Annotated in this window: 22 protein-coding genes; 11 read left to right on the top strand and 11 right to left on the bottom strand. The window is 62.6% G+C overall.

The window, feature by feature from the left end; translation table 11 throughout:
* Positions 1–20: 20 nt before the first annotated feature.
* From ACYG9R_RS11385 to ACYG9R_RS11400, 4 genes are all read right to left on the bottom strand, one after another.
* Positions 21–1,100 (bottom strand): ABC transporter ATP-binding protein, encoded by a 1,080-nt coding sequence (locus ACYG9R_RS11385; protein ID WP_023824402.1) that lies wholly within the window; start codon positions 1,098–1,100, stop codon positions 21–23.
* A 13-nt stretch (positions 1,101–1,113) separates the two neighbouring features.
* The gene (locus tag ACYG9R_RS11390; RefSeq protein WP_023672164.1) at positions 1,114–1,950 is read right to left on the bottom strand and encodes a carbohydrate ABC transporter permease; all 837 of its coding nucleotides are present in this window, start codon (positions 1,948–1,950) and stop codon (positions 1,114–1,116) included.
* Entirely contained in the window at positions 1,947–2,807 is an 861-nt protein-coding gene (locus ACYG9R_RS11395) for a carbohydrate ABC transporter permease (RefSeq protein ID WP_023726710.1), read from the bottom strand. The genes ACYG9R_RS11390 and ACYG9R_RS11395 overlap by 4 nt, the downstream gene beginning before the upstream one ends.
* Positions 2,808–3,008: 201 nt before the next feature.
* Complete coding sequence (locus ACYG9R_RS11400; RefSeq protein WP_023672162.1) at positions 3,009–4,277, bottom strand: ABC transporter substrate-binding protein; 1,269 nt, start codon at positions 4,275–4,277, stop codon at positions 3,009–3,011.
* A gap of 106 nt (positions 4,278–4,383) precedes the next feature.
* On the opposite strand from ACYG9R_RS11400, the gene ACYG9R_RS11405 reads away from it, so the two are divergent.
* Entirely contained in the window at positions 4,384–5,253 is an 870-nt protein-coding gene (locus tag ACYG9R_RS11405) for a helix-turn-helix domain-containing protein (RefSeq protein WP_023706782.1), read from the top strand.
* A gap of 189 nt (positions 5,254–5,442) precedes the next feature.
* On the opposite strand, the gene ACYG9R_RS11410 is transcribed toward ACYG9R_RS11405, so the two are convergent.
* Both ACYG9R_RS11410 and ACYG9R_RS11415 read right to left on the bottom strand, forming a co-directional pair.
* Positions 5,443–6,831 carry a HAMP domain-containing sensor histidine kinase gene (locus ACYG9R_RS11410; protein ID WP_023816117.1) on the bottom strand — a complete coding sequence of 463 codons (1,389 nt, stop codon included), beginning with the start codon at positions 6,829–6,831 and terminating at the stop codon, positions 5,443–5,445.
* Positions 6,832–6,887: 56 nt separating this feature from the next.
* Positions 6,888–7,559: a winged helix-turn-helix domain-containing protein gene (locus ACYG9R_RS11415; protein ID WP_023742038.1), complete on the bottom strand. Its 672-nt coding sequence runs from the start codon at positions 7,557–7,559 to the stop codon at positions 6,888–6,890.
* A 224-nt stretch (positions 7,560–7,783) separates the two neighbouring features.
* On the opposite strand from ACYG9R_RS11415, the gene ACYG9R_RS11420 reads away from it, so the two are divergent.
* A complete protein-coding gene (locus ACYG9R_RS11420; RefSeq protein ID WP_023742039.1) occupies positions 7,784–8,785 on the top strand; it encodes a LacI family DNA-binding transcriptional regulator in 1,002 nt (333 codons plus the stop codon).
* Positions 8,786–8,791: 6 nt separating this feature from the next.
* Here the strand turns inward: ACYG9R_RS11420 and ACYG9R_RS11425 are convergent, their stop codons facing one another.
* Entirely contained in the window at positions 8,792–9,853 is a 1,062-nt protein-coding gene (locus ACYG9R_RS11425; RefSeq protein ID WP_023706788.1) for an ornithine cyclodeaminase, read from the bottom strand.
* A complete protein-coding gene (rocF, locus tag ACYG9R_RS11430) occupies positions 9,850–10,785 on the bottom strand; it encodes an arginase (RefSeq protein ID WP_023754932.1) in 936 nt (311 codons plus the stop codon). The genes ACYG9R_RS11425 and rocF overlap by 4 nt, the downstream gene beginning before the upstream one ends.
* A gap of 146 nt (positions 10,786–10,931) precedes the next feature.
* On the opposite strand from rocF, the gene ACYG9R_RS11435 reads away from it, so the two are divergent.
* From ACYG9R_RS11435 to ACYG9R_RS11450, 4 genes are all read left to right on the top strand, one after another.
* Entirely contained in the window at positions 10,932–11,372 is a 441-nt protein-coding gene (locus tag ACYG9R_RS11435) for an Lrp/AsnC family transcriptional regulator (RefSeq protein WP_023685065.1), read from the top strand.
* Positions 11,373–11,962: 590 nt separating this feature from the next.
* Positions 11,963–13,177: a glycosyltransferase family protein gene (locus ACYG9R_RS11440; RefSeq protein WP_023754931.1), complete on the top strand. Its 1,215-nt coding sequence runs from the start codon at positions 11,963–11,965 to the stop codon at positions 13,175–13,177.
* A gap of 1 nt (position 13,178) precedes the next feature.
* Positions 13,179–14,423 (top strand): glycosyltransferase, encoded by a 1,245-nt coding sequence (locus tag ACYG9R_RS11445; RefSeq protein ID WP_023687620.1) that lies wholly within the window; start codon positions 13,179–13,181, stop codon positions 14,421–14,423.
* Positions 14,420–15,568: a glycosyltransferase family protein gene (locus tag ACYG9R_RS11450; RefSeq protein ID WP_023824401.1), complete on the top strand. Its 1,149-nt coding sequence runs from the start codon at positions 14,420–14,422 to the stop codon at positions 15,566–15,568. Before ACYG9R_RS11445 ends, ACYG9R_RS11450 begins: the two co-directional genes overlap by 4 nt.
* Here the strand turns inward: ACYG9R_RS11450 and ACYG9R_RS11455 are convergent.
* The gene (locus ACYG9R_RS11455) at positions 15,546–16,220 is read right to left on the bottom strand and encodes a methyltransferase domain-containing protein (protein ID WP_023824400.1); all 675 of its coding nucleotides are present in this window, start codon (positions 16,218–16,220) and stop codon (positions 15,546–15,548) included. The two genes, ACYG9R_RS11450 and ACYG9R_RS11455, sit on opposite strands and share 23 nt — an antisense overlap.
* A gap of 263 nt (positions 16,221–16,483) precedes the next feature.
* Between ACYG9R_RS11455 and ACYG9R_RS11460 the strand changes: the two genes are divergently transcribed.
* From ACYG9R_RS11460 to ACYG9R_RS11470, 3 genes are all read left to right on the top strand, one after another.
* Positions 16,484–19,198, top strand: a complete 2,715-nt coding sequence (locus ACYG9R_RS11460) for an ABC transporter transmembrane domain-containing protein (protein ID WP_023824399.1) — start codon at positions 16,484–16,486, stop codon at positions 19,196–19,198.
* Positions 19,199–19,232: 34 nt separating this feature from the next.
* Entirely contained in the window at positions 19,233–19,700 is a 468-nt protein-coding gene (locus tag ACYG9R_RS11465; RefSeq protein WP_023672144.1) for a cyclic nucleotide-binding domain-containing protein, read from the top strand.
* Between the two features lie 109 nt (positions 19,701–19,809).
* On the top strand, positions 19,810–20,661 hold the full coding sequence (locus ACYG9R_RS11470) for an MBL fold metallo-hydrolase (protein WP_023824398.1): 852 nt from the start codon (positions 19,810–19,812) through the stop codon (positions 20,659–20,661).
* 1 nt (position 20,662) lies between these two features.
* On the opposite strand, the gene ACYG9R_RS11475 is transcribed toward ACYG9R_RS11470, so the two are convergent.
* Together ACYG9R_RS11475 and ACYG9R_RS11480 are read right to left on the bottom strand one after the other, a co-directional pair.
* Positions 20,663–21,421: a polysaccharide deacetylase family protein gene (locus ACYG9R_RS11475; RefSeq protein ID WP_023824397.1), complete on the bottom strand. Its 759-nt coding sequence runs from the start codon at positions 21,419–21,421 to the stop codon at positions 20,663–20,665.
* The gene (locus ACYG9R_RS11480; RefSeq protein WP_023824396.1) at positions 21,418–22,506 is read right to left on the bottom strand and encodes a glycosyltransferase family 4 protein; all 1,089 of its coding nucleotides are present in this window, start codon (positions 22,504–22,506) and stop codon (positions 21,418–21,420) included. Before ACYG9R_RS11480 ends, ACYG9R_RS11475 begins: the two co-directional genes overlap by 4 nt.
* A gap of 74 nt (positions 22,507–22,580) precedes the next feature.
* Between ACYG9R_RS11480 and ACYG9R_RS11485 the strand changes: the two genes are divergently transcribed.
* Positions 22,581–23,759: a DUF3095 domain-containing protein gene (locus ACYG9R_RS11485; RefSeq protein WP_196813607.1), complete on the top strand. Its 1,179-nt coding sequence runs from the start codon at positions 22,581–22,583 to the stop codon at positions 23,757–23,759.
* Between the two features lie 303 nt (positions 23,760–24,062).
* Positions 24,063–25,403 carry an adenylate/guanylate cyclase domain-containing protein gene (locus ACYG9R_RS11490; RefSeq protein ID WP_023726703.1) on the top strand — a complete coding sequence of 447 codons (1,341 nt, stop codon included), beginning with the start codon at positions 24,063–24,065 and terminating at the stop codon, positions 25,401–25,403.
* Positions 25,404–25,477 lie beyond the last annotated feature (74 nt).

The raw sequence follows: 25,477 nt of genomic DNA on the forward strand, positions 1-25,477 counted from the left end.
CTCCTTGCATAGCTGGAAGGTCAGCGCAGCCGCTGGCCGTTTTCATCGAACAGATAGGATTTGCGGATGGACACGGTGATCGCCTGGGTGTCGGGGACCTTTGCCGCGTCGCGCTGGATCACCAGGTCTTCGCCATGGGCGGTCCTGGCATAGATGAAGCTGGTGCCGCCGAGATGCTCGACCACGTCGATGCCGACGGTGAGGTCGGCGTCGCCTTCGCCGCCATTGCCGAAATGTTCGGGCCGCACGCCGACAATGACCTTGGCTCCTGTTTGCGGCACGGCGCCGGTCAACGGTTGCATAATGCGGGTCATTTCCTCGCCCACCAGCTCGACGGTGACGCTGCTCATGTTGCGCCCGACGACGCGGCCCTTGATGAAATTCATCTTCGGCGAGCCTACAAAGCCGGCGACGAACTGGTTGTCGGGATTGTCGTAGAGATCGAGCGGCCTGCCGATCTGCTCGACATGGCCACCGCGCAGCACGACGATCCGGTCGGCCAGCGTCATCGCCTCGGTCTGGTCGTGGGTGACATAGATCATCGTTGTGCCGAGTTCCTTGTGCAGGCGCGAGATCTCGACCCGCATCTGGACGCGCAGCTCGGCGTCGAGATTGCTCAACGGCTCGTCGAACAGGAAGACTTGCGGTTCGCGCACGATGGCGCGGCCAATGGCGACGCGTTGGCGCTGGCCGCCGGACAATTGCCTCGGCCGCCGCGCCATCAACTCTGTGATGCGCAGGATTTCGGAGGCCCGCTTCACCCGCCGCTCGGTGTCCTCCTTGGGGTTGCCGGTCATCCTGAGACCAAAGCTCAGATTCTGCTCCACGCTCATGTGCGGGTAGAGCGCGTAGGACTGGAACACCATGGCGATGCCGCGCTCGGCCGGCCCGACATCGTTCATCACCTTGCCGCCAATGGCGATCTCGCCGCCGCTGATATCCTCCAGCCCGGCGATCATCCTGAGCAGCGTCGATTTTCCACAACCCGACGGGCCGACAAAGACGACGAACTCGCCATCGGCGATATCGATGTTGGCGCCATGGATGATCTCATAGACGCCGAAGCGTTTTACGACATTGGTGAGGGTGACTGCCGCCATATCGCTGTTGTCCCTACTTGACGGCACCGGCGGCGATGCCGGCGATGAAATGGCGCTGCAGCAGCACGAAGACGACCAGCATCGGTACGGTCAGCATGACGGCGCCGGCCATGATGCCGCCCCATGAGACCTTGGTCAGGCCGATCAGCGTGCCGAGCGCCACAGGGGCCGTCATCGCGCCGGGCTGGCTGTTGATCAAAAGCGGCCAGAGATAATTGTTCCACGAGGCTAGGAACAGGATGATGGCGAGTGCGGCCAGCATCGGCCGCGCCAGCGGCAAAGCGACGAACAGGAAGATACGCCATTCCTTGACGCCCTCGACACGTGCCGCGTCGAAAAGGTCGGCCGGCATCATCGAGAAAGCCTGGCGCATGAACAGCACGCCCAGCGAATTGAACAAGGGTGGCACGATCAACGCAATCCAGGTGTTGGCGAGCTGGAAGTCGCGCGCCACCATGATGAATTGCGGGATCAGCACCACCGCATAGGGCAGCGTGATGGTGCCGAGGATGATCGCCACCACCGCGCCCTTGCCGAAGAACTGATAGCGGGCGAGCGCCCAGCCGGCCATCGAGGTCAGCAGCACCGAGAAGAAGGTGTAGGTCACCGCCACCGCCACCGAAATGCCGATGGCGCCGACGAAATTGGTGTCGCGCTGCAGGTTGTTGAAATTGTCGACGAAATTGCCGTGCGGCAGAAGCTCGATGCCGGGGCTGAAAATGCCGTTGTCGGGCATGGTCGAAAACACCACCATCATCCATAGCGGAAACAGCCAGATCACCGCCAGCGGCGTCAGGACCAGATGCAGCAGGACGCTGCGGCCGAGCCGGCGTTGCGACAGCGAACTCATTTCGGCTCTCTTGTTAGCCACAGCTGCACCAGCGTGATGGCGATGGCCAGCCCCGCCATGGTGTAGGCGACGGCCGAGGCGTAGCCGAAATTGAGCGAGCGAAAACCCTGGCGGTAGAGCAGCAGGCCAAGCGTCTCGGTGCCGCCGCCGGGGCCGCCGCGCTCCGTGATCAGGAACGGCTCGGTGAACAGCTGCATCGTGCCGATGATCGACAGCACGGCGCAAAACACGATGACCGGCTTGAGCAGCGGCAGCGTTATGTAGAAGAACTGCTTGAGCTTGCTGACGCGGTCGAGCGTCGCTGCTTCATAGACATCCTCGGGGATCGACTGCAGGCCGGCGAGCAGGATGATGGCGTTGTAGCCGGCCCAGCGCCAGGTCACCGCGATCATGATCAGCGCCATGGCCGGGGTGACGTTGGAGAACCAGTCGATCTTGGCCAGGCCGATGCCGGCGAGCAGCTTGTTGATGATGCCGAAATCGAGATTGAACATCAGCCGGAACACGGCGGAATAGGCGACCTCGCCGACCACCACCGGAGCGAAGAAGGCGAAGCGGTAGAGGCCACGTGCTTTCAGCAGCGGCGAGTTCAGCAGCACCGCCATGACGATCGCCAGCGAGATCATCACCGGCACCTGGATGACGAGGATGAGCAGCGTGTTCTTCAGCGCGTTGAAGAAAGCGGGGTCGCCGATCAGGCGGCCCCAGTTGAATGTCGGCGCAAAGCGCCAGGGCACCGTGCGCGTCGCCTGGAAGGAAATCATGAACGAGGAGATGATCGGCCACACCCAGAAGATGGCGAAGATCAGGAGGTAGGGCGTGAGGAAGCGATAGGCCGTGGCGTTCTGGTAGCGCATGGTTCCTCCTCCTTCCTCTTTCCCGGCTGATATCCGGCGTGTTGTTAGCCGGCGGACGCCGCCGGCGATTGGCGAACTGTTGGGCGAGAGCGTCCCCCTCTCCGTCACTATACGGGAGAGGATGCCGGCAGGCAGGTGAGGGGCAGCGCCAACGGTCCGGCAAATTGCCCTATATCTGGCCCGCCAGCATCACCGCCTTGGTCACTTGATCGGCAGTCCCGTCGCCGAAGCGATCTGGCTGGCGGCGTCGTCGAGGGCGGCCTTGGCATCGGGATAGCCGCCGCCGAGATATTTGGTCTGCACGGCGCGCATGATGATTTCGGCGTCGCTCTGGAACGGCGTGCCGCGGCTCGGCACCACCTTGGGCAGCGTGGCGAGAATGTCCTTCCACACTGCCTGGCCGCCCCAATAGGGCAGGCCTTGCGAGACATAGGGATCGTCGAGCGCCGAGATCAGTGACGGCACCAGGCCGAAATCCCTGAGCATGGTGATCTGGCCTTCATTGGTCTCGAGCGTGTATTTCAGATAGGCGTAGGCGGCCTCCTTGTTCTTCGAGGCCGAGGTGATGGCGAGCGACGAGCCTCCGAGATTGGCGGCGCGCGGGCCGTCGGCGGTCAGGCTCGGCATCAGATAGACACCCCATTTGCCGTTTTCGCCGGCGGATTCGGTGCGGATGGTGCCCTCATACCAGCCGCCATAGACCTGGGTGGCGACGGTGCCGGCGGTGTTGTTGGTGATCTTGGTGCCCCAGTCGGCCGACGAGATGATGCCGGCGTCCTTCATGTCCTTGATCTTGGCCAGCGTGTCGACGCATTTCGGCTGGTTGACGGTGATCGACTGCCCATCGGCGGCGAAATAGCCGCAGCCCTGTTCGTTGGAAATCATGCGGAAGAATTCGGTGTCGCCGTTGAAATCGGCATTGGTCATGGTGACGCCGGGATTGGCGGCCTGGACCTTCTTGCCGGCGGCGATGAAATCGTCCCAGGTCTTGATCGAGGCCGGATCGACCCCGGCCTTCTCGTAGAAGTCGCGGCGGTAGAAGGCGGCGACCGGGCCGGAATCCCACGGCATGGCATAGGCCTTGTCGCCGACCTCCAATTCGGTGCGCTTGAAATCCGGGAATTTCTTCTGGTCGTCGGCGGTGTAGCCCAGCGTGTGCAAATCGACGAAGCAATCGGGGAACTGGCTCCAGTAGTTCTCGGCCTCGCCGTTTTCGATCGAGACGATATCGGGCAGGCCGACGCCGCCGGCCGCACAGCCGGCGATCGACTTGTCATAGGTCGGCTGGTTGCCGAGATCCTGAACGGTGACCTTGACGTCGGGATACTGCTTGTTGAAGCCGGCCACCGTCGCCTTCAGCGACGAAGCGGCGATATTCCAGCTCCAGATCGTGATTTCGCCGGACTGCGCCAAAGCCGGGCCTGAGCCCAGGCCAAGCGCCAGCGCGGCACAGATCAGTGTCGTGCGCATTGAAATCCTCCCATTTCATTTGCTCTCTCTTCGCGAGCATGGCTAGACTAGGCGGCGCGGAAGGCTTGTCCCTGACAACGGGAATAAAAGATGGGCGGAAAGTAAGATGCCGGAACGGCCGTTTTACCAGCCTGGCGCCAGCAGCGTCGAAGGCCTGCCGATGGCTTTGCAGATGTTTCACAACCATCCGCTGGTGATGCTGAAGCCGCATTGGCATGCCCAGGTCGAGGTCAATTTCATCGTCCGCGGCAGCGTGCACTACCGCATGAACGAGCACGAGATCGCGCTCACGGCGGGCGACATGTGCCTGTTCTGGGGCGGGCTGCCGCACCAGATGGACGATCTCTCCGACGACGCCATCTATGCCGGCGCGCATCTGCCGCTGGTGCATTTCTTCCGCCTGCACCTGCCGACGGATGTCCGCCACCGGCTGATGACCGGCGCCACGCTGGTGACATCGGCGACCGACCAGGCCGACCATCACAATTTCGAACGCTGGAACCGCTATTTCCGCTCGGGCGATCCGGCGATAACCGAGCACGCCGTGAACGAGCTGCTGCTGCGGTTGGAGCGGGTGCGCTTCGAGCCCTACCGGCTGGTGCCGGAAACCGCCATCGGCCAGGAACCCGGCGGCCCGTTCGACCAGCAATCGCTGCGCAATGTCGGTCGCATGTGCGACTTCATCGCCGAGAATTTCCTCTACGACATAGACTGCGTCGACATCGCGGCGGCGGCCGACATCCATCCCAAATACGCCATGAGCATTTTCAAGAAGTCGACCGGCATGACGCTCAACGAATATATGAACCTGCTGCGGCTGAGCTATGCGCAGGCGCTTTTGATGCATGAAGACGCCAATGTGCTGCGCGTCGCCATGGATTCAGGCTTCGGCTCGCTCAGCGCCTTCAACAAATCCTTCCGCAAGCTGGCGGGGATGTCGCCCTCGGATTTTCGCCGGGGTGCGGTGGGCCGGTAGGTTCAACGGTCGTCTTGATCAACCCGCAGCCGTTCGGGTGGAAACATGTGCAAGGCTAATCGCGACCACCTTTGTCGACTGCGATCATCAACTTGGAGAATTGTCAGCGACTTCGCGTTTCATGAGCGCCTTCCCCCACTCCGTCGCTGCTTCGCTCGACGGAGTGGGGTCGACCTGGCTCTGGCGTTGTCATTTCAAGCCGGGACCGGTGCCCTCCGCCCGAGGAAACCCGACAATTACCGCCAGCCCAGGCCGGCGATCCTCCAGCGCAATCGTTGCACCATGCAGGTCGGCGATTGCCCGCACCAGGCTGAGGCCAAGGCCGCTGCCGGGCGTGGTGCGGCTGGAGTCGAGCCGGTAGAGCCGCTGGAACACTTTTTCGCGCTCCTGCGCCGGGATGCCGGGGCCATTGTCGGCGACCTCAGCCAGAATGCGGTCGCCTTGCCGCCGCACCGATAGAAGGATTGCCGTGCCATCGGGGCAATGCCGCAGCGCGTTCTCAACCAGATTGGCAAACAATTGCGTCAGCAGGTCGCGGTCGCCGTGGACCAGGCATGGCGTGCCGTGGACGATCGTGGCCGACAGCGACTTGCCGTCATCCTCGGCGACACCGGCGTAGATTTCGGCAATGGCATCGATGACGCCGGTGAGGTCGAGATCGACAAAGCGCGCCTTGCGGGCGCCGGCCTCGATCTGGGCAATACGCAACAGCGCATCGAAAGTATCGTTGATCTGCAGGCTTTCCCCACGTGCCTCCGCCAGCTCATCGGCAACGGCCTCACCCCGCGCGGTCCTGTCGGCCGCAGCTTCCAAAATCATCTGCAGCCGGTTGAGCGGCGTCTTCAGATCATGCGCGATGTCGGCGCTGACCTGGCGCATGCCGTCCACCAGCGCCGCCAGCCGCTCCAGCGCGGCGTTGACCTGGCGCGAGACGCCGTCAATGTCGTCGCCATTGCCGAGCAGTGGAATGCGGGCGTCGAGCCGGCCGTTGGAGACATCGTCCATGGTGGTGGCAATGCCGTCGAGGCGACGCTGCACACGCGACGCCAGCAAGGCGCCGCCAGCCACCGCCAGCCCTGAAATGATCAGGGTGGCCCAGCCGAAGTTCATCAAAACGATGCGTTCCAGCTCCTCGGTTTCGGAAAGCGAAAAGGCAATTGTCAGGCTGTTGGGCCCGACCGAACCGGTCCAGGCGCGGTACATAGTGTCCGGCGCAACGCCTGGCAGGGAAGCGGCAAAATCGGAAAAGCCATCCGGAAGGTCGGCGGCGGTGAAATTCCCGGCCAGGCGATTGCCGGCGGGATCGGTGAGCGAGAACAGCTGTTCCTTGCTCGGGCTGAGCGCGGCGTGGCTGTCGACTGCCGAAACCAGATCCTCCCGGTCGTTTCCGGCATAGGTCACCGCCACGACCGAATAGGTCTCCTTGACCGACTGGTCGAGCTGCTCGGCAAGATCCGCGCTCATCAGCTGGTAGACGATGGCGCCTGACAGGATGAAGGCGAGCACGAACAGCAAGGCGAAGGTCAGGGCCAGCCGAAACGGCGTGCTGCGCAGCAGGCGAGAGCCTGTCTCAGTCATAGTGCGTTTCAGTCATTGCAAGCTTCAGTCATGGCAAGTTTCTGTCATGCCGCGCCTCAGTCGTGAACACTGTAGCCAGTGCTGCGCACGGTGTGGATCAACGCGGTTTCGAACGGCCTGTCGATCTTGGCGCGCAGCCGGCTGATATGGGTTTCGACGACGCTGGTCTTGGGGTCGAAGTGAAAATCCCAGACCCGTTCCAGAAGCATGGTGCGGGTGATGACGCGGCCCTCGCCGCGCATCAGCACTTCGAGCAGGCTGAATTCGCGCGGCTGCAGGTCGATCGCCTGGCCCTGCCTGGTGACGCGGCGCTGGATCAGGTCCATTTCGAGGTCGGCGATGCGCAGCGTCGTCTTCAGCTCCTGCACCGCAGGGCGACGGCCGAGCGCGTTGATGCGGGCGAGCAGTTCGGAAAAGGCGAATGGCTTGACGAGATAGTCGTCGCCGCCGGCCTCGAGCCCTTCAACCCTGTCGTCGACGCCGCCGACCGAGGTCAGAAAGATCGCCGGCGTACGCACGCCCGCTGCCCGCACCGCCTTGATCATCGACAGGCCGTCGAGGCCGGGCAGCATGCGGTCGACGACGATCACGTCATAGGCGTCGCGTGTCGCGGCAAACAGCGCGTCGCGGCCATCGCGCCTGAGGTCGCAGATATGGCCTGCCTCGCCAAGGCCCTTGACGACATAGTCGGCGGTGCGTGGGTCGTCCTCGACAAGGAGAAGTCGCATCGTTGTTCCGATCGTTGGCGATTGAGCAGTTCCCGGCTCTCGAACCTTATCCGGTTGCGACAACAGGTCGACCACCAAGCACCCAGCCTTGCGGCTTTTTCTTGGCGGCAGATCGCTCCGCTCAGCAGGTTGCTCAAAGGGACATTGACACTCGAAAGCTGCGCTCTAGCGTGCGACACATCCGGTTACGCAATCATTAGGCTAATCGAGTCAGGGGACAAGAAATGACGACGATTGCCGATGTCGCGCGCCATGCCGGAGTGTCGGTCGCAACCGTCTCGCATGTGATGAACCGCACGCGCCATGTCGAGCCTGAGACGGCCGAGCGCGTGCATTCGGCCATCGCCGCCTTGCGCTACAGCCCGAACACGCTGGCGCGCAGCCTGAGGCGCGGCGAGACCAAGACCATCGGCCTGCTGCTGCCGGACAATTCCAACCCGTTCTTCGCCGGCGTGGCGCGCCAGATCGAGGATGCCGGCTTCCTTGCCGGCTATACTGTGATCCTGTGCAACTCCGACGGCAGCGCCGAGAAGGAGGAGCGCTACCTCCAGGTGCTGATGGCCAAGCAGATCGACGGGCTGATCTTCGCCGGCTCGTCGGATCATGCGCGGGTGTTCTCCAGCCTTCTGCCCGGCGTCCCGGCGGTGCTGCTCGACCGCGAGATCCATTCGGTCAATGTCGATTCGGTGCTGGTCGATCACGATCATGGCGGCTATCTCGCCGGCCGCTATCTGGCCGGGCTCGGCCACGAGAAGATCGGCGTCATCGGCGGCCCGCGCGATTCCAGCTCCAGCCCGGCCCGCCTGCGCGGCTTCGCCAGGGCGCTGCAGGAAGCCGGCCTCGACCTGCCGCCGGCCTCGGTGGTGGATTCCGACTACCACTTCGCCGGCGGCCGCACGGCGATGGAGCGGCTGATGGCGCAGGCGCCGGGGATCACGGCGCTGTTTGCCTGCAACGATCTGATGGCCATGGGCGCGCTGACAGTGCTGCGCGGGCGCGGATTGCGGGTCCCCGGCGACATGTCGATGATCGGCTTCGACGACATCCCCTATGCCGTCACCACCTGGCCGCCGCTGACGACGATCGCACAGCCGGTCGAGAAGATCGGCACCCGCGCCGTCAGCCTGCTGCTCGAGCGGGTTGCCGAGCCTGCGGCGCATTCGCGCCGCGAAGTGCTCACCCCGGTGCTCGTCGAACGGGAGAGCTGCGCGCCGTTGAGCGGCTGAAGTCCCTCAGGCGGCGGCCGGCTGCAGCGCTGCCCTGAGCAGCATGCCGAAGAGGTCGCGCGGCTCGTCGGGATCGGCGAGCAGGTCGAGCTCCTCGTAGAGGCCGGTGGCCTGAAGCTGGTCTCTGACATAGCGCAGCGCGGAAAAATCCTCGGTGGCGAAGCCGACGGAATCGAACAAGGTGATCTGTTCCGCCGTCTTGCGGCCTTCCGCCTTGCCGGTCATCACCTGCCACAACTCGGTCACCGGATGGTCGGCGTGGAGCTGCTGGATTTCGCCCTCGATGCGCGTCTGCGGCGAGAACTCGACGAAGATGTCGGAGCGCAAAAGGATGTCGCGGTGCAGTTCCGTCTTGCCGGGGCAGTCGCCGCCGACCGCGTTGATGTGCACGCCGGAACCGACCATGTTGTCGGTCAGAATGGTGGCGGACAGCTTGTCGGCGGTCACCGTGGTGATGATGTCGACGCCTTCCACAGCATCCTGGCCGGTCGCGCAGATGGTGATGTCAAAGCCTTTGCCGGCGAGGTTGCGGGCGCATTTCTCGGAAGCCGAGCGGTCGATGTCGTAGAGCCGCAGCCGGTCGATGCCGAGCAGCGCTTTGAAGGCGACAGCCTGGAATTCGGACTGGGCGCCATTGCCGATGATGGCCATCGAGCGCGCGCCTTTCGGCGCCAGATATTTGGCCGCGACAGCGGAGGTCGCCGCGGTGCGCAGCGCCGTCAGGATCGTCATTTCGGTGAGCAGCATCGGATAGCCGGAGCCGACATCGGCGAGCACGCCGAAGGCGGTGACGGTCTGGCGCCCCTCGCGCATGTTCTTGGGATGGCCGTTGACATATTTGAAGCCGTATAGCCGGCCGTCGCTGGTCGGCATCAGTTCGATGACGCCGTCATGGCTGTGCGAGGCGATGCGCGGCGTCTTGTCGAACAGCTCCCAGCGGCGAAAATCCTCCTCGATATAGGCGGCGAGTTCGGTGAGGAACCGCTCGACGCCGATGGTCAGCACCAGCTTCATCATGCGGTCGACGCTGACGAAGGGGACGATGGCAAGGCGGGAAGGCTGGGTCATGCAATGCTTCCGGAATGGCTGCGGGTCGGGCGGTCCATGATGCGCCGGCCCATCAGGCTGGCGGCGAGGTCGACAATCAGCGTGGCGGTGCGGCCGCGCTCGTCGAGGAACGGGTTGAGCTCGACCAGATCAAGGCTGGAGACCAGGCCGCTGTCGGACAGCATCTCCATCACCAGGTGCGCCTCGCGGAAGGTGGCGCCGCCGGGCACGGTGGTGCCGACGGCCGGCGCGATGGAGGGGTCGAGGAAGTCGACGTCGAGGCTGACATGCAGCAGGCCGTTTTCCTTTTCGACGATGGCCAGGAAGGCGCGCAGCAAAGGTGCGACGCCGTGCTCGTCAATGGTGCGCATGTCGTGCACGGTAACCCCCGCTTCGCTCAGCGCCCGGCGCTCCGCCGGATCGACGCTGCGCAGGCCCATGACGCAGATGTGGGCAGGGTCGACGGCGACAGGCAGGTCCGGGAAATAACCGTTGAAGCCCGGCCGGCCGCTGGCATAGGCGAGCGGCACGCCGTGCAGATTGCCGCTGACGGTGGTATCGAGCGTGTGGAAATCGGGATGTGCGTCGAGCCACAGCACGAAGAGCGGCCGGCCGCGTTCGGCGGCGCGGCGGGCTATGCCCGACACCGTGCCGGCCGATATCGCGTGGTCGCCGCCAAGGAAGATCGGCATGGCGTTCCGCGAAGCCGCATAGGCGGTCTCGGCTATCGCCGCCGTCCAGGCGGAAATCTCCGGTAGGGCCTTCAGCGCGAGATTGCCATGGACGATTGCGCGCACGGCGGCCGGTTGCACCGCGCCCCAGTCCTCGACCTCGTGGCCAAGTTCCGACAGCACCGAGACAAGCCCGGCCGTGCGCAGCGCGCTTGGCCCCATCTCGCATCCCATCCTGCCGGCGCCGTCCTGCACCGGCGCGCCAACGATCCTGCAGCGCATGTTTCTTGTTGTCCTTGTAAATTGATTGGGCGGTTGATGCGTGGAATGAACCATCCCGGCCCGGCAGTATGAACAGGCGAAATTGGCATTTCGAGAAGAATGATTTATCAATCCGATAAGTCAGTTTGGTCAAAGTGGATAGAATCATGGACTTGCTCGACGAAAGGCTGGTCACGCTGCTCAGGCATGATGCCCGGCGCAGCATCTCCGATCTCGCGGTCGATCTCGGGGTGTCGCGCGCCACGGTCAGGGCGCGCATGGAGCGGCTGGAAAAAACGGGCGAGATCATCGGCTACACGGTGGTGCTGCGCGCCGACGCGGTCGACCAGCGGATACGCGGCGTGATGATGATCGAGATCGAGGGCCATGCCGCCGACCGCGTGGTCCGGGCGCTCGGCGGCCTCGCCGAGGTTTCGACCATTCACACCACCAATGGCCGCTGGGACCTGGTGGTCGAACTCGGAACGGCGTCGCTCACCGATTTCGACGCGGTGCTTAGGCGGATACGGCTCATCCCGGGGATAACCGGCAGCGAGACAAGTCTGCTGCTGGCGACGCCGCGCACCACAAGGGCAAGGTTGGCGTAGCCGTCGTTCCGGCCGGCGTGTTCACGCAAAGCTTTGTGACGGATCTGGCGAATGGGTCGCCTGCCTGCGAAATCTCATTGAGGGCGGAGCTATCCTCCACGTGACGGAGGAAGCCGGCATGACGCGAGATTGCACCAGCTTGAACGGTGCAAGGACCGGATGCTTGCCACAGGCCAAGGCTGATGGCAGGATAAAAGGCCGCAACGTGCGGCCTCTGGCGGCCGTTGTGTTTCGATGGATTATGAAGCATTTTCCCAAGGTGCGGGTTCTCCTCACAATGTGCGGCAGCCTCGTTTCGCCTTGGTCGCCCTTGATTTTTCGCAATGTGCGCTTTGCCTGCCTCAGGCGGCAGGGCATTTAATTCCACGGGGTCAAGCCTCATGACAGAGATTTGTGCTCGGGCCGTCTATCGTCGGCGAAGACAAGGCATGGCGCCACAATCAGCGCCCCTGGCATTCGTGACCTGGTGAAGAATGCCGTTGCGTACCTCTCGCCCCCATGTTTCAAAACAGGTCGATAGACCCGTGAGAATGGTTTCGAAGCCTGCGGGGCTGCCCACGGTCCGGCGAGAATTCTAAAAGACGTTCACAATGACACAGCACGCAAAAGACGCACGAATTCTCATGTACAGCCACGACACGTTCGGGCTCGGCCATCTGCAGCGCTGCCGAACGATCGCGCATTCGCTGGTCGGGGATTTCCGCGGACTTCAGGTGCTAATCATTTCGGGCGCCACCATCGCCGGCGCCTTCGACTACCGCGCCCGCGTCGACTTCGTGAAGATCCCCAGCGTCATCAAGCTGCGAAACGGCGAATACACCTCGCTGGAAAAGGACATCGATCTGCACGAGACGCTAAGGATGCGGCAGTCGATTATCCGCCACACGGCCGAGAGCTTCCGGCCGGATATCTTCATCGTCGACAAGGAACCGCTGGGGCTGCGCGGAGAGATCGAGGATACGCTGTCCTACCTCAAGACGCGGGGCACCACGCTCGTGCTTGGCCTGCGCGAGGTGATGGACGCGCCGCATTTGCTCGAAGCGGAGTGGGCACGCAGGGATGTGATGCGCAAGATCGGCCTGTTCTACGACAAGGTCTGGGTCTATGGCCCGCCGGATTTCTACGATCCGCTGACCGGCCTGGAGGTGCCGCCGGCGGTCAGGGCAAAGATGAAGTTCGTCGGTTTCCTGCAACGGAGCCTGCAGCAGAACCAGTTGCCCGGCCACCGGCCCGAGGGCGACTATATCCTGGTTACCACCGGTGGCGGCGGTGACGGCGCCGACCTGATCCACAACGTCATCGAGGCCTATCAGCAGGATCCGCTATTGCAGCACCGGGCGCTGATCGTCCTTGGGCCCTACATGCCGGCGCGCAAGCGCAACAAGCTGGTCAGGAAAGGGGCCAAGATCCCCTACGTCAAGATCATCGAATTCGACAACCGCATGGAAGAGCTGATTGCCGGCGCCAAGGCGGTGGTGGCGATGGGCGGTTACAACACCTATTGCGAGATACTGTCTTTCGACAAGCCGGCGCTGATCGTGCCGCGCGTCACGCCGCGCGAGGAACAGCTGATCCGGGCACGGCGCGCAGCCGAACTCGGCCTCATCGAGATGCTTTTGCCCGAGGAGGCCGAGGATGCCCAGCGGTTTGCCGATGCGCTGCAGGTTTTGCCGGGCCGGCCCCGCCCATCGCAGAGCAATGCGCATCTGACTCTGGAAGGGCTGCCTCATATTTCCGAAATCGTCGCGGAACTGCTCGACCGGCGGGCCGGCCATCACCTTTCGGTCATTGAAGGCATGAACTGAGTTGCAACACCGCAAGATCGTCGTGGTTCTGAAGGGCTACCCGCGGCTGTCGGAAACCTTCATCGCGCAGGAGCTGCTCGGTCTGGAGCGTGCGGGGTTCGACCTGATACTTTTCGCGCTCAGGCGGCCGACCGACGCAAAACGTCATCCCGTGCATGATGAGATCAAGGCCCCCGTCCACTATCTACCGGAATATCTGCACAGAGAGCCGCTGCGCGTGGTTCGGTCGCTGTTTGCCTGTCTGCCGCGGCCTGGGTTCTGGCGCGCGCTCAAATCGCTGGCTGCCGATATCCGCCGCGACTTTACCCGCAATCGCGCGCGCCGCTTCGGGCAAGCGCTCGTGTTGGCCGCCGAATGGCCGCAAGACGCGGGATGGCTGCATGCCCATTTCGCGCACACGCCGGCATCTGTGACGCGCTATGCCAGCCAGCTTCGTGGCTTGCCCTGGAGCTGCTCAGCCCATGCCAAGGACATCTGGACGTCGGCGGACTGGGATCTGGCCGGCAAGCTTTCCTCGGCGCGCTGGACGGTCACGTGCACGAAAACCGGCTTCGACCATCTGAAAAAACTCGCCAACGGCAGTTCGTCCGTGCATCTGAGCTATCATGGGCTCGACCTTGACCGCTTCGGCAGTTTCGGCGAGGCGCGAAAACAGCGTGACGGCTCGGCGCCGGCCGAACCGGTCATGATCTTGAGTGTCGGACGCGCCGTTGAAAAGAAAGGCTATGATACATTGCTGGAGGCTCTTGCCCTCTTGCCTGGCGATCTGGCGTGGTGTTTCGAGCATATCGGTGGCGGCGAGGAACTGAAACGGCTGAAGGCGCTGGCGCAAAGGCTCGGGCTGGAGGGGCGCGTTTCCTGGAAAGGCGCGCTGGCGCAGGAGGAGGTGCTTGAGCACTACCGCAGCGCCGACATCTTCGCTTTGGCCTGCAGGATCACCGCGGATGGCGACCGGGACGGCCTGCCGAATGTTCTGGTGGAGGCGGCCAGCCAGCGGCTTGCCTGCGTGTCGACCGATATTTCCGGCGTGCCGGAGCTTTTATCGTCGGATGAAACCGGGCTGCTGATTCCCTCGGAAAACCCGACTGCCCTGGCACAGGCGCTGGAGCGCCTGATCCGCGATCCCGTCCTGCGCGTCCGCCTCGGCGACGCCGCGGAGCGGCGCGTGCGAAGCAATTTCGATCATGTGGCAGGCATTGGACAGCTCAAGGAACTGTTCGAGCGGGAGTGGCGGGCCGCCGAATGAAGCGGCTGCGCGCTTTCTTCTATGTTCAGCACCTGCTCGGCATCGGCCATCTCGCGCGCGCCAGCCGCATTGCGGCGGCTCTGGTCGATGACGGGTTCGACGTCACCGTCGTGACCGGCGGAGCGCCGATCGCGGGATTTCCGGGATCGGGTGTAAAATCCGTGACCCTGCCGCCTGTCACCTCCGGTGACGAAGGATTTTCCGGACTTGTCGACCTGCAGGGCAAAGCCATCGACGATGATTTCAAGACGCGGCGCTCAGAGATGCTGCTGCAGGCTTTCCGGGATTACAGGCCCGACATCGTCATTATCGAGGCGTTTCCCTTTGGACGCCGGCAGATGCGTTTCGAACTCTTGCCACTGATCGAGGCCATCGAAGCGACATCGCCCAGACCGCTGCTGGCGGCGTCCGTCCGCGACATCCTTCAGGAGCGCGTGAAGCCGAGCCGAAACGAAGAAACGGTCGATATCGTCAACAGGCATTTCGATCTTGTCATGGTCCATGGCGATCCGGCTTTCGCAACCATCGACAAGACATTTCCGCTGGCTGGGGCGATCAGGGCCGAGGTCGCCTACACCGGGCTCGTTGCCGCGCCGCCGGCGCAAGCGGCCTCAGAGCGCTTCGACGTTCTGGTGTCGGTTGGCGGCGGGGCGGCCGGAAAGAGCCTTGTCAGATCCACCGTCGCGGCGGCGCGAAGTGCCGATAACGCCTGGACATGGTGTTTGATCACCGGCCCAAACCTGCCGAAGGACGAGTTTGACGCGATTTCACGCGATGCCTCCCCACGCCTGTCCATCTTCCGGTTCCGCGGGGATTTCGCCAGCCTGCTGACCGGCGCCCGCCTGTCGGTCTCGCAGGCGGGTTACAACACGGTCTGCGATGTCATGCGCGCGGGGTGTCGCTCGCTGCTCGTTCCATTTGCAGCCGGCGGGGAAACCGAGCAGACGCGTCGCGCTCTGATGCTCGAAGAGCTCGGTCTTGCAACGGTGCTGACGGAACAGGACCTGACGCCTGAAGGTCTGGCGCATGCGATCGAGCAGGCGCTTGCCGGACCGCCGCCAGCCGCGCATCGTCTCGATCTGGAAGGGGCGCGGCGCTCGGCGCAAATCCTGCGCGAGCGCTTCAAACAGCTCCGATCAGCATGAAGCGTGTATAATTTTTTGTCGGCAATTCGCCGGAGAACCTGATCTGCCGCAGCGCCGCCATGGCTTCGAAGGCCGCAAGTGACGCCACGCAGTTGATGTGCGTCGGCTCGCTGAAATAATCGTTCGACTGCAGCAGCACGTTCGTACCCCGCGGAAGCAGGGCAAGCCAGGCGCTGAGATCGGCTATGTGTTCGCAGCTCGTATTGACCACCAGGTCAGGCCCGCCGGCGGCATAGTCGAGTGTGTACATATCTGCCGTCAGCGCTTGAAACCGCTCGCCGGCTTGCCGGTTGAGTGTCCGGGCGACCGCGCCGACTTCGGGATCGATGTCGATGCTGTCGATCGCCGCGATGTCGAAGCGGGCGTCGTTGAAAAGCATCGCCGGCAATACGCCGTACCATCCACCCAGAACCCATATGCGTTCGAACCGGCCGCCGCAGCTTTCGAACAGCCTGTCGAGCGCCCACATCTTGCAGGCGACCTGCTTGTGGTTGAAGGCATTGGCGATATCGGCCTGCGGATGCTTGGCGATGACGCGCGCCAGCCCGGCCACGAGAGGGTGGTCGACATAGGCGGCAATTCCCCGCGTGAGGTCCAGGGCTTGCTCATGCCCATCCATGCCGGCATTGCGTGGTTGCGTGACATCCATCATATTCGTCTTCTATGTTGGGATTTCGGGCGACACAACGCAATCTTGCCTCATGCAAGGCTGTTCGACTTGCGGACGCGATTGTGCCGCAAGCCGTTTCGCCATTGCCCGGAGGAGGCCGATTGCATTTGTCCGGACCATCGGCATCCATCCGCCTGGCGCGCAGCTGCCGCTTCGAGCTCGTCGTTGGCGGCGAAGACATGGCCGATACACCATTCGCCAGCAGGTGCCTTTACATTCCGCATCCTTCAAACTGACAATCGCATATGGAAACCAGCCTAGCCCGCTATATCTGGACGCACACCAGGAAGCAGCAGCTCTGGATATTGATGATCGTCGTGCTTTCGATGGTCCCGTATTTCATGTCGTTCGACCTGCCGAAGCTGATCGTCAACGGCCCGATCCAGGGCAAGGGGTTCGAGCAACCGGGCGCGACCCTGCCATTCATGAGGTTGCACTATAACCTGCCGTTCATCGGCGAGGTTCAGTTCTTCTCCGGTTTTCAACTGGACCGCACGTCGACGCTGCTTGCGCTCAGCCTTGTTTTCCTCTTGCTGGTCGTCATCAACGGCTTGTTCAAGCTCTACATCAACACTTACAAGGGCCGGCTCGGCGAACGCATGCTGCGGCGTATTCGTTTCGATCTGGTCGATCGTGTGCTGCGGTTTCCGCCGATTTACTTCAAGCGGGTGAAATCCGCCGAAGTGGCGACCATGGTGAAGGACGAGGTGGAGCCGCTGGGCGGCTTCATCGGCGATGCCTTCCTGCAGCCGGTGCTGCTCGGCGGCCAGGCGTTGACGGCCATGCTGTTCATCATGGTCCAGAACGTCTGGCTCGGAATGATAGCGGTCGTGATCGTGGCGATCCAGATTGTGCTTATCCCGCGAATGCGGCGGCGGCTGCTCGTGCTGGGGCGCCAGCGGCAGTTGACGGCGCGCGCGCTGTCGGGCCGAGTTGGCGAAATCGTTGACGGCATCGGCGCGGTTCACGTCCACGATACGTCGAATTACGAGCGCGCCGACATAGCAGCCCGGCTCGGGCTCATCTTCAAAATCCGCTTCGATCTTTACCAATGGAAATTCATGGTAAAGTTCCTCAACAATTTTCTCGCGCAGCTCACGCCCTTTCTGTTCTACATGATCGGTGGCTATCTGGTCATCCAGGGGCGGCTGGATGTCGGCCAGCTCGTGGCCGTGATTGGCGCCTACAAGGACTTGCCCGGACCGATGAAGGAACTGATCGACTGGGATCAGGACCGGCAGGATGTCCAGGTCAAATATCAGCAGGTCGTCGAACAGTTCACCGTCGAGAATATCATCGCGCCGGAAATCGGAGCACTGACGATCGACGATCCCGATCCGATGACCAAGCCGCTGTCGGCGGTCAGCCTGTCGATAGCCGACGATGGCGGCGCAATGCTCCTCAATCGCATCTCGCTCGAGGTCAAGCCCGGTGAGACGGTGGCGCTGGTCAGCACCGCAACAGGGGGAGCGGAGGCGCTTGCGGAAGCCTTTGCGCGGCTGACCTGGCCGGACAGCGGAAGGATCGTTTCGGGCTCCGATGACTTGCTCGATCTCCCCGAAGCCGTGACCGGCCGGCGCATGTCCTACGCTTCGTCGGATGTTTTCCTGTTCCAGGCAAGCCTGCGCGACAATTTGCTCTACGGGTTGAAGCATGCGCCGCTGACATCGGTGACATATGACGGCGCCGCGGCGGACCAGCACCGTTGGAATATCGACGAGGCGCGCCGGTCGGGCAATCCGGATCTCGATATCCGCAGCGACTGGATCAACTATGCCTCCGCCGGCGCCACCGGCCCGCACGACCTCTTTGAAGCCGTGCGCCGGGTGCTCGACGCGGTTCTTCTGTCGCGCGACATTCTGGATCTAGGCTTGCGCTCTTCGGCCGACCTCAAGCGCCACACGAAGCTTGCCGGGCGGATCGTCGAATTGCGTGCGGCGCTGCGAACCCGGTTGGAGGAAGAAGGCCTGAGCGCGCTGGTGGTTCCTTTTGAACCGGGCGCCTACAACAAGGAAGCGACGATCGGCCAGAACCTGCTCTTCGGCGCTGCGGCCGGCCCCGAACTGGCTCACAAGGCACTCGCGTCCAATCCCTATTTTGCTTCCGTGCTGAAGCAAGCCGGCCTCGACCGCACGCTCTACGAAATGGGCATGGAGATCGCCGAACAGGCGATCGAGCTGTTTGCCGACCTGCCGCCCGAACACCAGTTCTTCCAGCAGCTCGCCTTCATGAGCGCCGAGGAGATACCCGCCTACGAAACCTTGCTGCAACGGCTCAAGAATCGCCCCTACGATGCGGTTTCGGAGAACGACCGCGCCATGATGGTCACCTTAAGCTTTGCCTATATCGAGCCCCGGCATCGCTTCGGCCTGTTGACCGACGAGCTGATGAGCAAGATCATCGCTGCACGCAACCAGTTCTATGAAAACCTGCCGGCCGAGCTGCAGGAAGCTGTCGAACGGTTTGACCCTAGCAAATACATCGCCGCGGCCACCGTCATGGACAATGTCCTGTTCGGGCGTGTCGGCAACAACCATCCCGACGCGCCGGACCGCATTCGCTCCATCGTCTATGATATTCTTGACGAACTGGGGCTTTATGCGGAGCTTCTGGATGTCGGCCTGGACTTCAACGTCGGCGCCGCCGGCAGGCGGCTGACCGGCGGACAGCGACAGAAGCTCGATGTTGCCCGCGCCTTGCTCAAGCGTCCCGATTTTCTCATTCTCAATCGGCCGCTGTCGGCGCTCGACCAGCGCGTGCAGGACAAGGTGCTGCGAAATGTGCTCGACGAAGCCAGACGCGACGGCCATTCGCCGGCAATTGTGTGGGTGGTGACGAATCCGGCAATGGCGGCGATGTTCGATCGGGTTGTGGTCTTTGACTCAGGCCAATTGGTGGAAGACGGAACACACGAGACACTCTTGGCGGGAAACGGTATCTTCAAGGAACTTGTGTCATAGTCTGGCAAACGCGAATTCAGGAAGGTTTGCGACAATGCTGCTCAAGGATGAAGTTGGAATGCTGCAACGCGTTCCCTTGTTCTCTGGCATCGAGCCGACAAAGCTCAAGCTGCTCGCGTTCACGTCCGATCGCGTGAACTACAGTGCCGGCCAGATTCTTTTCCGGCAGGGCGACGAGGCAGACGCCGCCTATGTCATCCTTTCAGGCAGCGCGGATATTCTGGTCGATTCCGACAATGGCCCGATCAAAGTTGCCGAATTGCTGCCAAATTCGATCGTTGGCGAGATCGCCATATTGTGCAACAGCTCCCGTACTGCCACCGTCAAAGCGGCAAGTGAGTTGGAGGCCTTGAGAATCCGCAAGGACCATTTCCTGAGGCTTATGAAGGAGTTTCCCGAAATGACCATCGAGATATTGCGGGTTCTTGCCGATCGGCTAAGCAGTACGACCGCCGACCTGATCGACGCACGAACCGCCGAGAGCGATTCACAGTTGCACTGAAGCGGCGAGCCGCTCTGTCTCTTTGTTTTGATGCAGTTCCGGAACCGTGTCACACTTTCCTGGAACTACTCTGGCAGCAGTTGGTTGGCTACGATGGGCGAAAGGGTGCATGGACGACGATTTCTTCCTTGTCAGGTTTTGGGGCGTGCGCGGCAGCATTGCGGTATCGGGGCCAGAATTTGCTCGCTATGGCGGCAACACGATCTGCATCGAGATGCAATGCGGCAAGCATACGCTTCTGTTCGACGCGGGCTCCGGCCTGCGGCCTGCCGGCAAGACGCTTCGGGCGGCGGGCGTCACCGATTTCGACCTGTTTTTCACCCATTGCCACTACGACCACGTCATCGGGCTGCCGGCTTTCAAGCCTATTTATGAACGAGGGATCAAAGTTACGCTTTGGTCCGGGCATCTCGCTGGACGCATGACGACGCGGCAGATGGTCGATGAATTCATTCGGCCGCCATGGTTTCCGGTGACACTCGGTGTCTGCAAGGCGAGCCTCGACTGCCGCGATTTCGCATCCGGAGACGTGCTTCGGCCACGCGAAGGGGTGGTGGTCCGAACCGGTAGTCTTGCCCATCCGGGCGGCTGCATCGGCTACCGGGTCGAATGGGGTGGCCGCGTCGTGGCGGTCATCACAGACACCGAGCACGAGCCGGGCAAACTTGATCCGGCGGTGCTCGGCCTGATCGAGAATGCCGACCTCGTCATTTACGATTGCACCTACACCGAGGAGGAAATGGAGCGCTACCGCGGCAACGGGCACTCGACATGGCAACAGGGCGTCAAGCTCTGCGAGGCGGCCGGCGCGCGCGGGCTTGCGCTGTTTCACCACGATCCGGCACGCACCGACGATGAGCTGGACGAGATGGAGAAACTGGCCAAAGACAGATTTGCACGCGCTTTTGCGGCGCGGGATGGCCAGACGCTCACATTTCCAGTCTTGCACAAAAAGCGCTGAGCTATTTTCCGGCGCTGCGTTCTGTCAGTGTGCTGATCGGAAGCCATGCGCAGCCTTCTGCCCGCGCGGTGATCGTGAACAGCCGTTCGAGGAAAAGCCAGGCCGATTCATCATGGACGAGATGGTGGGTGAGCAGGCCGACCGGTTCGCCGCCGCCGAATGCACGCTGCAATTGCGCGACGATGGCCTGAACCAACAGACCATGATCGCGGCAGCCGCGCGTGCCATGCCAATCCATGATGTCGACATTGCTGTTGATGACCGCCAGGGAAGCCGGCCTTGGCGGCCCGAACACCGACAATGCCGCAAATCCTATCGATCCGAGGTCGGGTACCAGGCCGACATCGATCCGGTTCCAGGGCGGCACCAGCATCGGAACCGCACGTGCGCCGTGCAGGCCGGTTACACGCGACAGCCCGCCGGCCAGCTCATCCAGCACCACCTCGCGTGGCCGATGCGCGCCGAGCTCCTGCTTTTTTTGACCCTCGGGCGCATGATTTCGGTGCGCCCAGCCATGAATGGCGACCGTGGCATGCGGCGCGGCGTCAAGCCGGACGACAAGCTTCCCGTCGGTCTGGGCCGGAATGACGGCCAGAGTGACCGGAACCGCGAAGTCACCGGTGAGGTCGAGCAACCGATCGAGCGCCGGCGTCGGATCCACGGCGTCATCGTCGCGCAGCCAGAACTCTGCCTTGCGGCCCGCCCGTTGCCGGTGCGCCAGCTCGTCCACCAGGGGCTGCCAAGTCGGGTCGGATGTCATGACAACGGGATCATCTTGAGAAGTTCCGCAAGACGGGCCTTTGCAGCACCGAGAGAGCGTTCTTCGAGAACGAAACGTCTGGCTTGTGCAGCCATGATGGTTCTTTCGTCATTATTGGCCAGAAGCCTTGCAATGGCGGAAGCGAACGCCGCCACATCGCCCGGCGGGGTGAGAAACCCGGTCTGGCCATGCCGCACAACCTCCGGCACGCCGGCAATGTCCTGAGCCACCACCGGAAGGCCGGCGGCCTGTGCTTCAAGATAGGCAATGCCATAGGCCTCGCCGTAACCCGGCCAGACGTAGATTCCCCCGCGATAGAGGACATCCGGCACGGCGACCGGCTCAATCGCGCCAAGCCATTCGATACGGTCGGCGGGCAAGCCGGCGAATTGCGCCTTTACCTCGTCACGGGCAGGTCCGTCCCCGACGACCGACAGCGTCCAGGGGAGGTGGCCGATCAACCCGAGCGCCTGCGCCAGCATGCGATAGCTCAAGACCTTGTCGCCCGGGCGCATCATGGCCACGGTCACGAGGCGCGTCGGATAATCCAGTACCGGCATTTCGTGGAATGCCGATGTGTCGATGAAGGGTGAAAGCATACCGAGAGCGGCGTGGGGAACAGCATCCGCCAGCCCCTGGCGATCCCTTTGCGTGAAGCAGATGTTCAGCGCCGCCTGCTCGATGGCTCGCGCCACCAATGCCTGGCTATCGGCCCACGAACCGGCGTTGCGCCGTTCGGAATAGGAGGCTTCGGCCGTCACATAGGGGACGGCAAAGGCCAACGCCAGCTCGGGCCCGATCAGGTCGGGCGCCTTGTAGTAGGGATGATAGGAGAACCAGAGATCGGGCTTGCCTTCACGGTCCCAAAGCCTTGTCAGTCGCGCGGCTTCGTCCCGGGCCTCGATCATGAGCGCATCGAAACTTTTCGGTTCCGGCTGGCGTAGATAGAAGCGCAACTCCGATGCCAGTTCGACGCTATGCCCGCCATGCTGCAGCGCCCGGACCAGCATCCGTGCCATCTGGCGGTCGCCGGAGACAACGGGATGATTGGGCGACTTCAGCGGGGCGTAGAAGGCAATTCGCATCGCGCGATCCTATCATCGCAAAGCCTGCCCAAGTCAATTTCGAGGCGTGATCGACTTCACCTTCAAGCGCTGGAATGTGCTATCTGATGCTTATGGAAACAGCTGTCGCGTCCGACCCGTTCGTCGCTTCTTTGCCGGTCTTCGCAAAGTTCGAAAGCGTTGCCGATATCGACAACTATCGGCCTCTCCCCGATGGCTGGGCGCTGGCCACCGCCGACATCGTCGGCTCGACCAAGGCGATCGAGGCCGGGCGCTACAAAATCGTCAATATGGCCGGCGCCAGCGTCATTTCGGCGCTTCTCAACGCGCTGGGCCGGCAAGATCTTCCCTTCGTCTTCGGCGGCGACGGCGCGCTCGTGGCGTTTCCCGGCTCGGCGCTGGAGATCGCCCGTATCGCGCTGGCTTCTGTCCAGAGATGGGTGGCGGACGAACTGGACCTGACCTTGCGTGCCGCAATCGTGCCGATAAAGGACATAAGAGCGCAAGGCCTCGACGTTCGCGTGGCGAGGTTCCAGGCCTCCGAAGCAGCCTTCTATGCCATGTTCGCCGGCGGTGGCGGCAGTTGGGCGGAAGCCGAAATGAAAGCCGGGCGCTACCGCGTCGACCCCGCCCCGGCCGGCGCGCGGCCGGATCTGACCGGCCTCTCCTGCCGCTGGAACCCGATCGAAGCCCGGCATGGCGAAATTGTCTCGATCATAGCCGTGCCCGGGGCATCGCGCGACTTGCGTGGTTTCCAGTTTCTGGCTTCCGACATCATCGCCCTTGCCGGCAGGCAGGAGCGCGATGGCCACCCGGTGCCGGTGGACGGTCCGGCCTATAGTCTCTTGCCCGCCGGTCTCGATGTCGAGGCACGGGCCACGGCGCCGCCGGGGCGGCGGTGGCTGGCCAAGCTGTGGGTGATCTTCCTGATGACGCTTACGGCCGTCACCGACAAATTGGGCTGGACGATCGGCGGTTTCGACCCGAAGGTCTACAAGCGCGAGGTGGCCAGCAATTCGGATTTCCGCAAGTTCGACGACGGCTTGAAGATGACCATCGACGTCGACGCGGATGTGTTGCAGCGGATCGAGAACCGGCTGAAACAAGCGGAAGAGGCCGGCATCTGCAACTATGGCCTGCACCGCCAGAAGTCGGCCTTGATGACATGCCTCGTCATCTCGCCGCTGCAGCGCGATCATGTTCACTTCATCGATGGCGCCGCCGGCGGCTATGCAATGGCTGCCGCAAGCCTGAAGGCGAAGGCGCCGGTCTGATGACGGCTTGGGGAATCGATGTTCAGCAATGCGCCGCGGCCATGGTTCTTGGGACCCGGCGAGCCCGACGGTGCCTGAGCCGACCAATTATTTGCGCGATGTCAGGATCGGGATTGCACTTCGCCGGCAGCCTCGCCACATAGTGTTGCAGGTGATTTGTGCGGTCGACGTCTGCTTGCTTCCTGCAAGGACAGTCATTCGGGATATTCTTCGCCGGCTTCTGCCCCCGAAGCCGGTTTCATTGACTTCGAGAATTTTGCGGATCAAAGGAGATGGCTCGTCTTCGACGGGTTTCGAGATAGCATGAGCACAGCGCAAACAGAAATTTCCAACATTCTCATGGATAAGGTTGCCGATTGGCTGACCCAATCGGCGCTGGCGGGCGACGACCTGGAAACATTGGTCAAGGGTTTTTGTGAACGGCTGGCTGCTGCCGGCCTGCCGCTGAAGCGGGTGCATTTGAGCTTTTCGATGCTGCATCCGCTTTATGACGCGCTCGGTTTCACCTGGATTCGCGGCCAAGGCCTGGAAGTGGAAGGCTTCCGGAGTGAGAACGGCGTCCATTCCGACAGATTCCTGACCAGCCCATACTACCATCTGCTCAGCAACAAGCTCGACCATCTGCGGCGCCGGCTCGACCCGTCGGTGCGGTCGGAGTTTCCTGTTTTCGATGAGCTCAGGCTTATGGGCGTCACCGATTACATGGCTTTCGTCCATCCCTTCAACGGCGATACAAGTCAGGGCATGTTGGGGTCCTGGTCCACCGACAGTGCTTCAGGCTTCAGCGACAGCATGATTTCGGCGCTGCTGCGGATCCAGAACCATCTCGCTATAGCAAGCAAGATGGCGGTGCTCACCAAGCTCGCCGACAACATGATGACCACGTATCTCGGCGGTGACGCCGGCAGGCGCGTGCTGGACGGCCAGATCAAGCGCGGCGAGGGCGACACAATCCGGGCCGCGCTGGTGATGGGCGATATGCGCGGGTCGACAAGGCTCGCCGAAACCTCCGGCCGCGAAGTCTATATCGATACGCTGAACCAGTTTTTCGATGCCATCGCAGCACCTTTCAATCGCAAAGGCGGGCAGATCATGAGTTTCCTGGGGGATGGATTCATTGCCGTCTACCCCTGCGAAAGGCACCGGGCGCAGTCAGAGATCGCCTGCCAGGCTGCTCTTGCGGCTGCGCACAAGGCCAGCATGCGCATGATGGAGCTCAATCTGCGCAGAAAAGAGCAAGGACTGGGCGACATAAAATTTGGTATCGGCCTTCATGTCGGCAATGTGATGTTCGGCAATGTCGGGCTTACCGACCGACTCACATTCTCCGTCTTCGGCTCGGCTGTAAACGAGGTCCAGCGTCTCCAGACCCTGACTAAGAAATATCCGCACAGCGTTCTCGCCAGCAAGGACTTCGCCGGCTATTGCGGGGCCAACAGCTGGCTGACGCTCGGCGAGGAGGAACTGGCGGGCAGCAAGCAGAAGCTGACGGTGCTTTCACCCGATCTGTCGGGTGCTCTCGCACTCGATGAAGACGCTGCGCTGCAGCCGTTTCACGATCGGATATCGGACGCCGAGCAGGTCATGCTGCTTCATCGCGATGCCGCGCGGCTGTCGGCGGGCGACCGGAGGAAGCTCCAGTAGTCACCACCATCCGATCTGGACGCCCTGGTATGCTGTCCGGCCGCCGGTCGCCGGGGAATTCGTTTCGAATCCAA

The sequence above is a fragment of the Mesorhizobium sp. RSR565B genome (assembly GCF_054719465.1).

What these genes read in the sequence shown, in the direction of transcription:
- ACYG9R_RS11385 (WP_023824402.1), bottom strand. Translation starts at nt 1,100, where the DNA reads ATGGCGGCAGTCACCCTCACCAATGTCGTAAAACGCTTCGGCGTCTAT.
- ACYG9R_RS11390 (WP_023672164.1), bottom strand. Translation starts at nt 1,950, where the DNA reads ATGAGTTCGCTGTCGCAACGCCGGCTCGGCCGCAGCGTCCTGCTGCAT.
- ACYG9R_RS11395 (WP_023726710.1), bottom strand. Translation starts at nt 2,807, where the DNA reads ATGCGCTACCAGAACGCCACGGCCTATCGCTTCCTCACGCCCTACCTC.
- ACYG9R_RS11400 (WP_023672162.1), bottom strand. Translation starts at nt 4,277, where the DNA reads ATGCGCACGACACTGATCTGTGCCGCGCTGGCGCTTGGCCTGGGCTCA.
- ACYG9R_RS11405 (WP_023706782.1), top strand. Translation starts at nt 4,384, where the DNA reads ATGCCGGAACGGCCGTTTTACCAGCCTGGCGCCAGCAGCGTCGAAGGC.
- ACYG9R_RS11410 (WP_023816117.1), bottom strand. Translation starts at nt 6,831, where the DNA reads ATGACTGAGACAGGCTCTCGCCTGCTGCGCAGCACGCCGTTTCGGCTG.
- ACYG9R_RS11415 (WP_023742038.1), bottom strand. Translation starts at nt 7,559, where the DNA reads ATGCGACTTCTCCTTGTCGAGGACGACCCACGCACCGCCGACTATGTC.
- ACYG9R_RS11420 (WP_023742039.1), top strand. Translation starts at nt 7,784, where the DNA reads ATGACGACGATTGCCGATGTCGCGCGCCATGCCGGAGTGTCGGTCGCA.
- ACYG9R_RS11425 (WP_023706788.1), bottom strand. Translation starts at nt 9,853, where the DNA reads ATGACCCAGCCTTCCCGCCTTGCCATCGTCCCCTTCGTCAGCGTCGAC.
- rocF (WP_023754932.1), bottom strand. Translation starts at nt 10,785, where the DNA reads ATGCGCTGCAGGATCGTTGGCGCGCCGGTGCAGGACGGCGCCGGCAGG.
- ACYG9R_RS11435 (WP_023685065.1), top strand. Translation starts at nt 10,932, where the DNA reads ATGGACTTGCTCGACGAAAGGCTGGTCACGCTGCTCAGGCATGATGCC.
- ACYG9R_RS11440 (WP_023754931.1), top strand. Translation starts at nt 11,963, where the DNA reads ATGACACAGCACGCAAAAGACGCACGAATTCTCATGTACAGCCACGAC.
- ACYG9R_RS11450 (WP_023824401.1), top strand. Translation starts at nt 14,420, where the DNA reads ATGAAGCGGCTGCGCGCTTTCTTCTATGTTCAGCACCTGCTCGGCATC.
- ACYG9R_RS11455 (WP_023824400.1), bottom strand. Translation starts at nt 16,220, where the DNA reads ATGATGGATGTCACGCAACCACGCAATGCCGGCATGGATGGGCATGAG.
- ACYG9R_RS11460 (WP_023824399.1), top strand. Translation starts at nt 16,484, where the DNA reads ATGGAAACCAGCCTAGCCCGCTATATCTGGACGCACACCAGGAAGCAG.
- ACYG9R_RS11465 (WP_023672144.1), top strand. Translation starts at nt 19,233, where the DNA reads ATGCTGCTCAAGGATGAAGTTGGAATGCTGCAACGCGTTCCCTTGTTC.
- ACYG9R_RS11470 (WP_023824398.1), top strand. Translation starts at nt 19,810, where the DNA reads ATGGACGACGATTTCTTCCTTGTCAGGTTTTGGGGCGTGCGCGGCAGC.
- ACYG9R_RS11475 (WP_023824397.1), bottom strand. Translation starts at nt 21,421, where the DNA reads ATGACATCCGACCCGACTTGGCAGCCCCTGGTGGACGAGCTGGCGCAC.
- ACYG9R_RS11480 (WP_023824396.1), bottom strand. Translation starts at nt 22,506, where the DNA reads ATGCGAATTGCCTTCTACGCCCCGCTGAAGTCGCCCAATCATCCCGTT.
- ACYG9R_RS11485 (WP_196813607.1), top strand. Translation starts at nt 22,581, where the DNA reads ATGTGCTATCTGATGCTTATGGAAACAGCTGTCGCGTCCGACCCGTTC.
- ACYG9R_RS11490 (WP_023726703.1), top strand. Translation starts at nt 24,063, where the DNA reads ATGAGCACAGCGCAAACAGAAATTTCCAACATTCTCATGGATAAGGTT.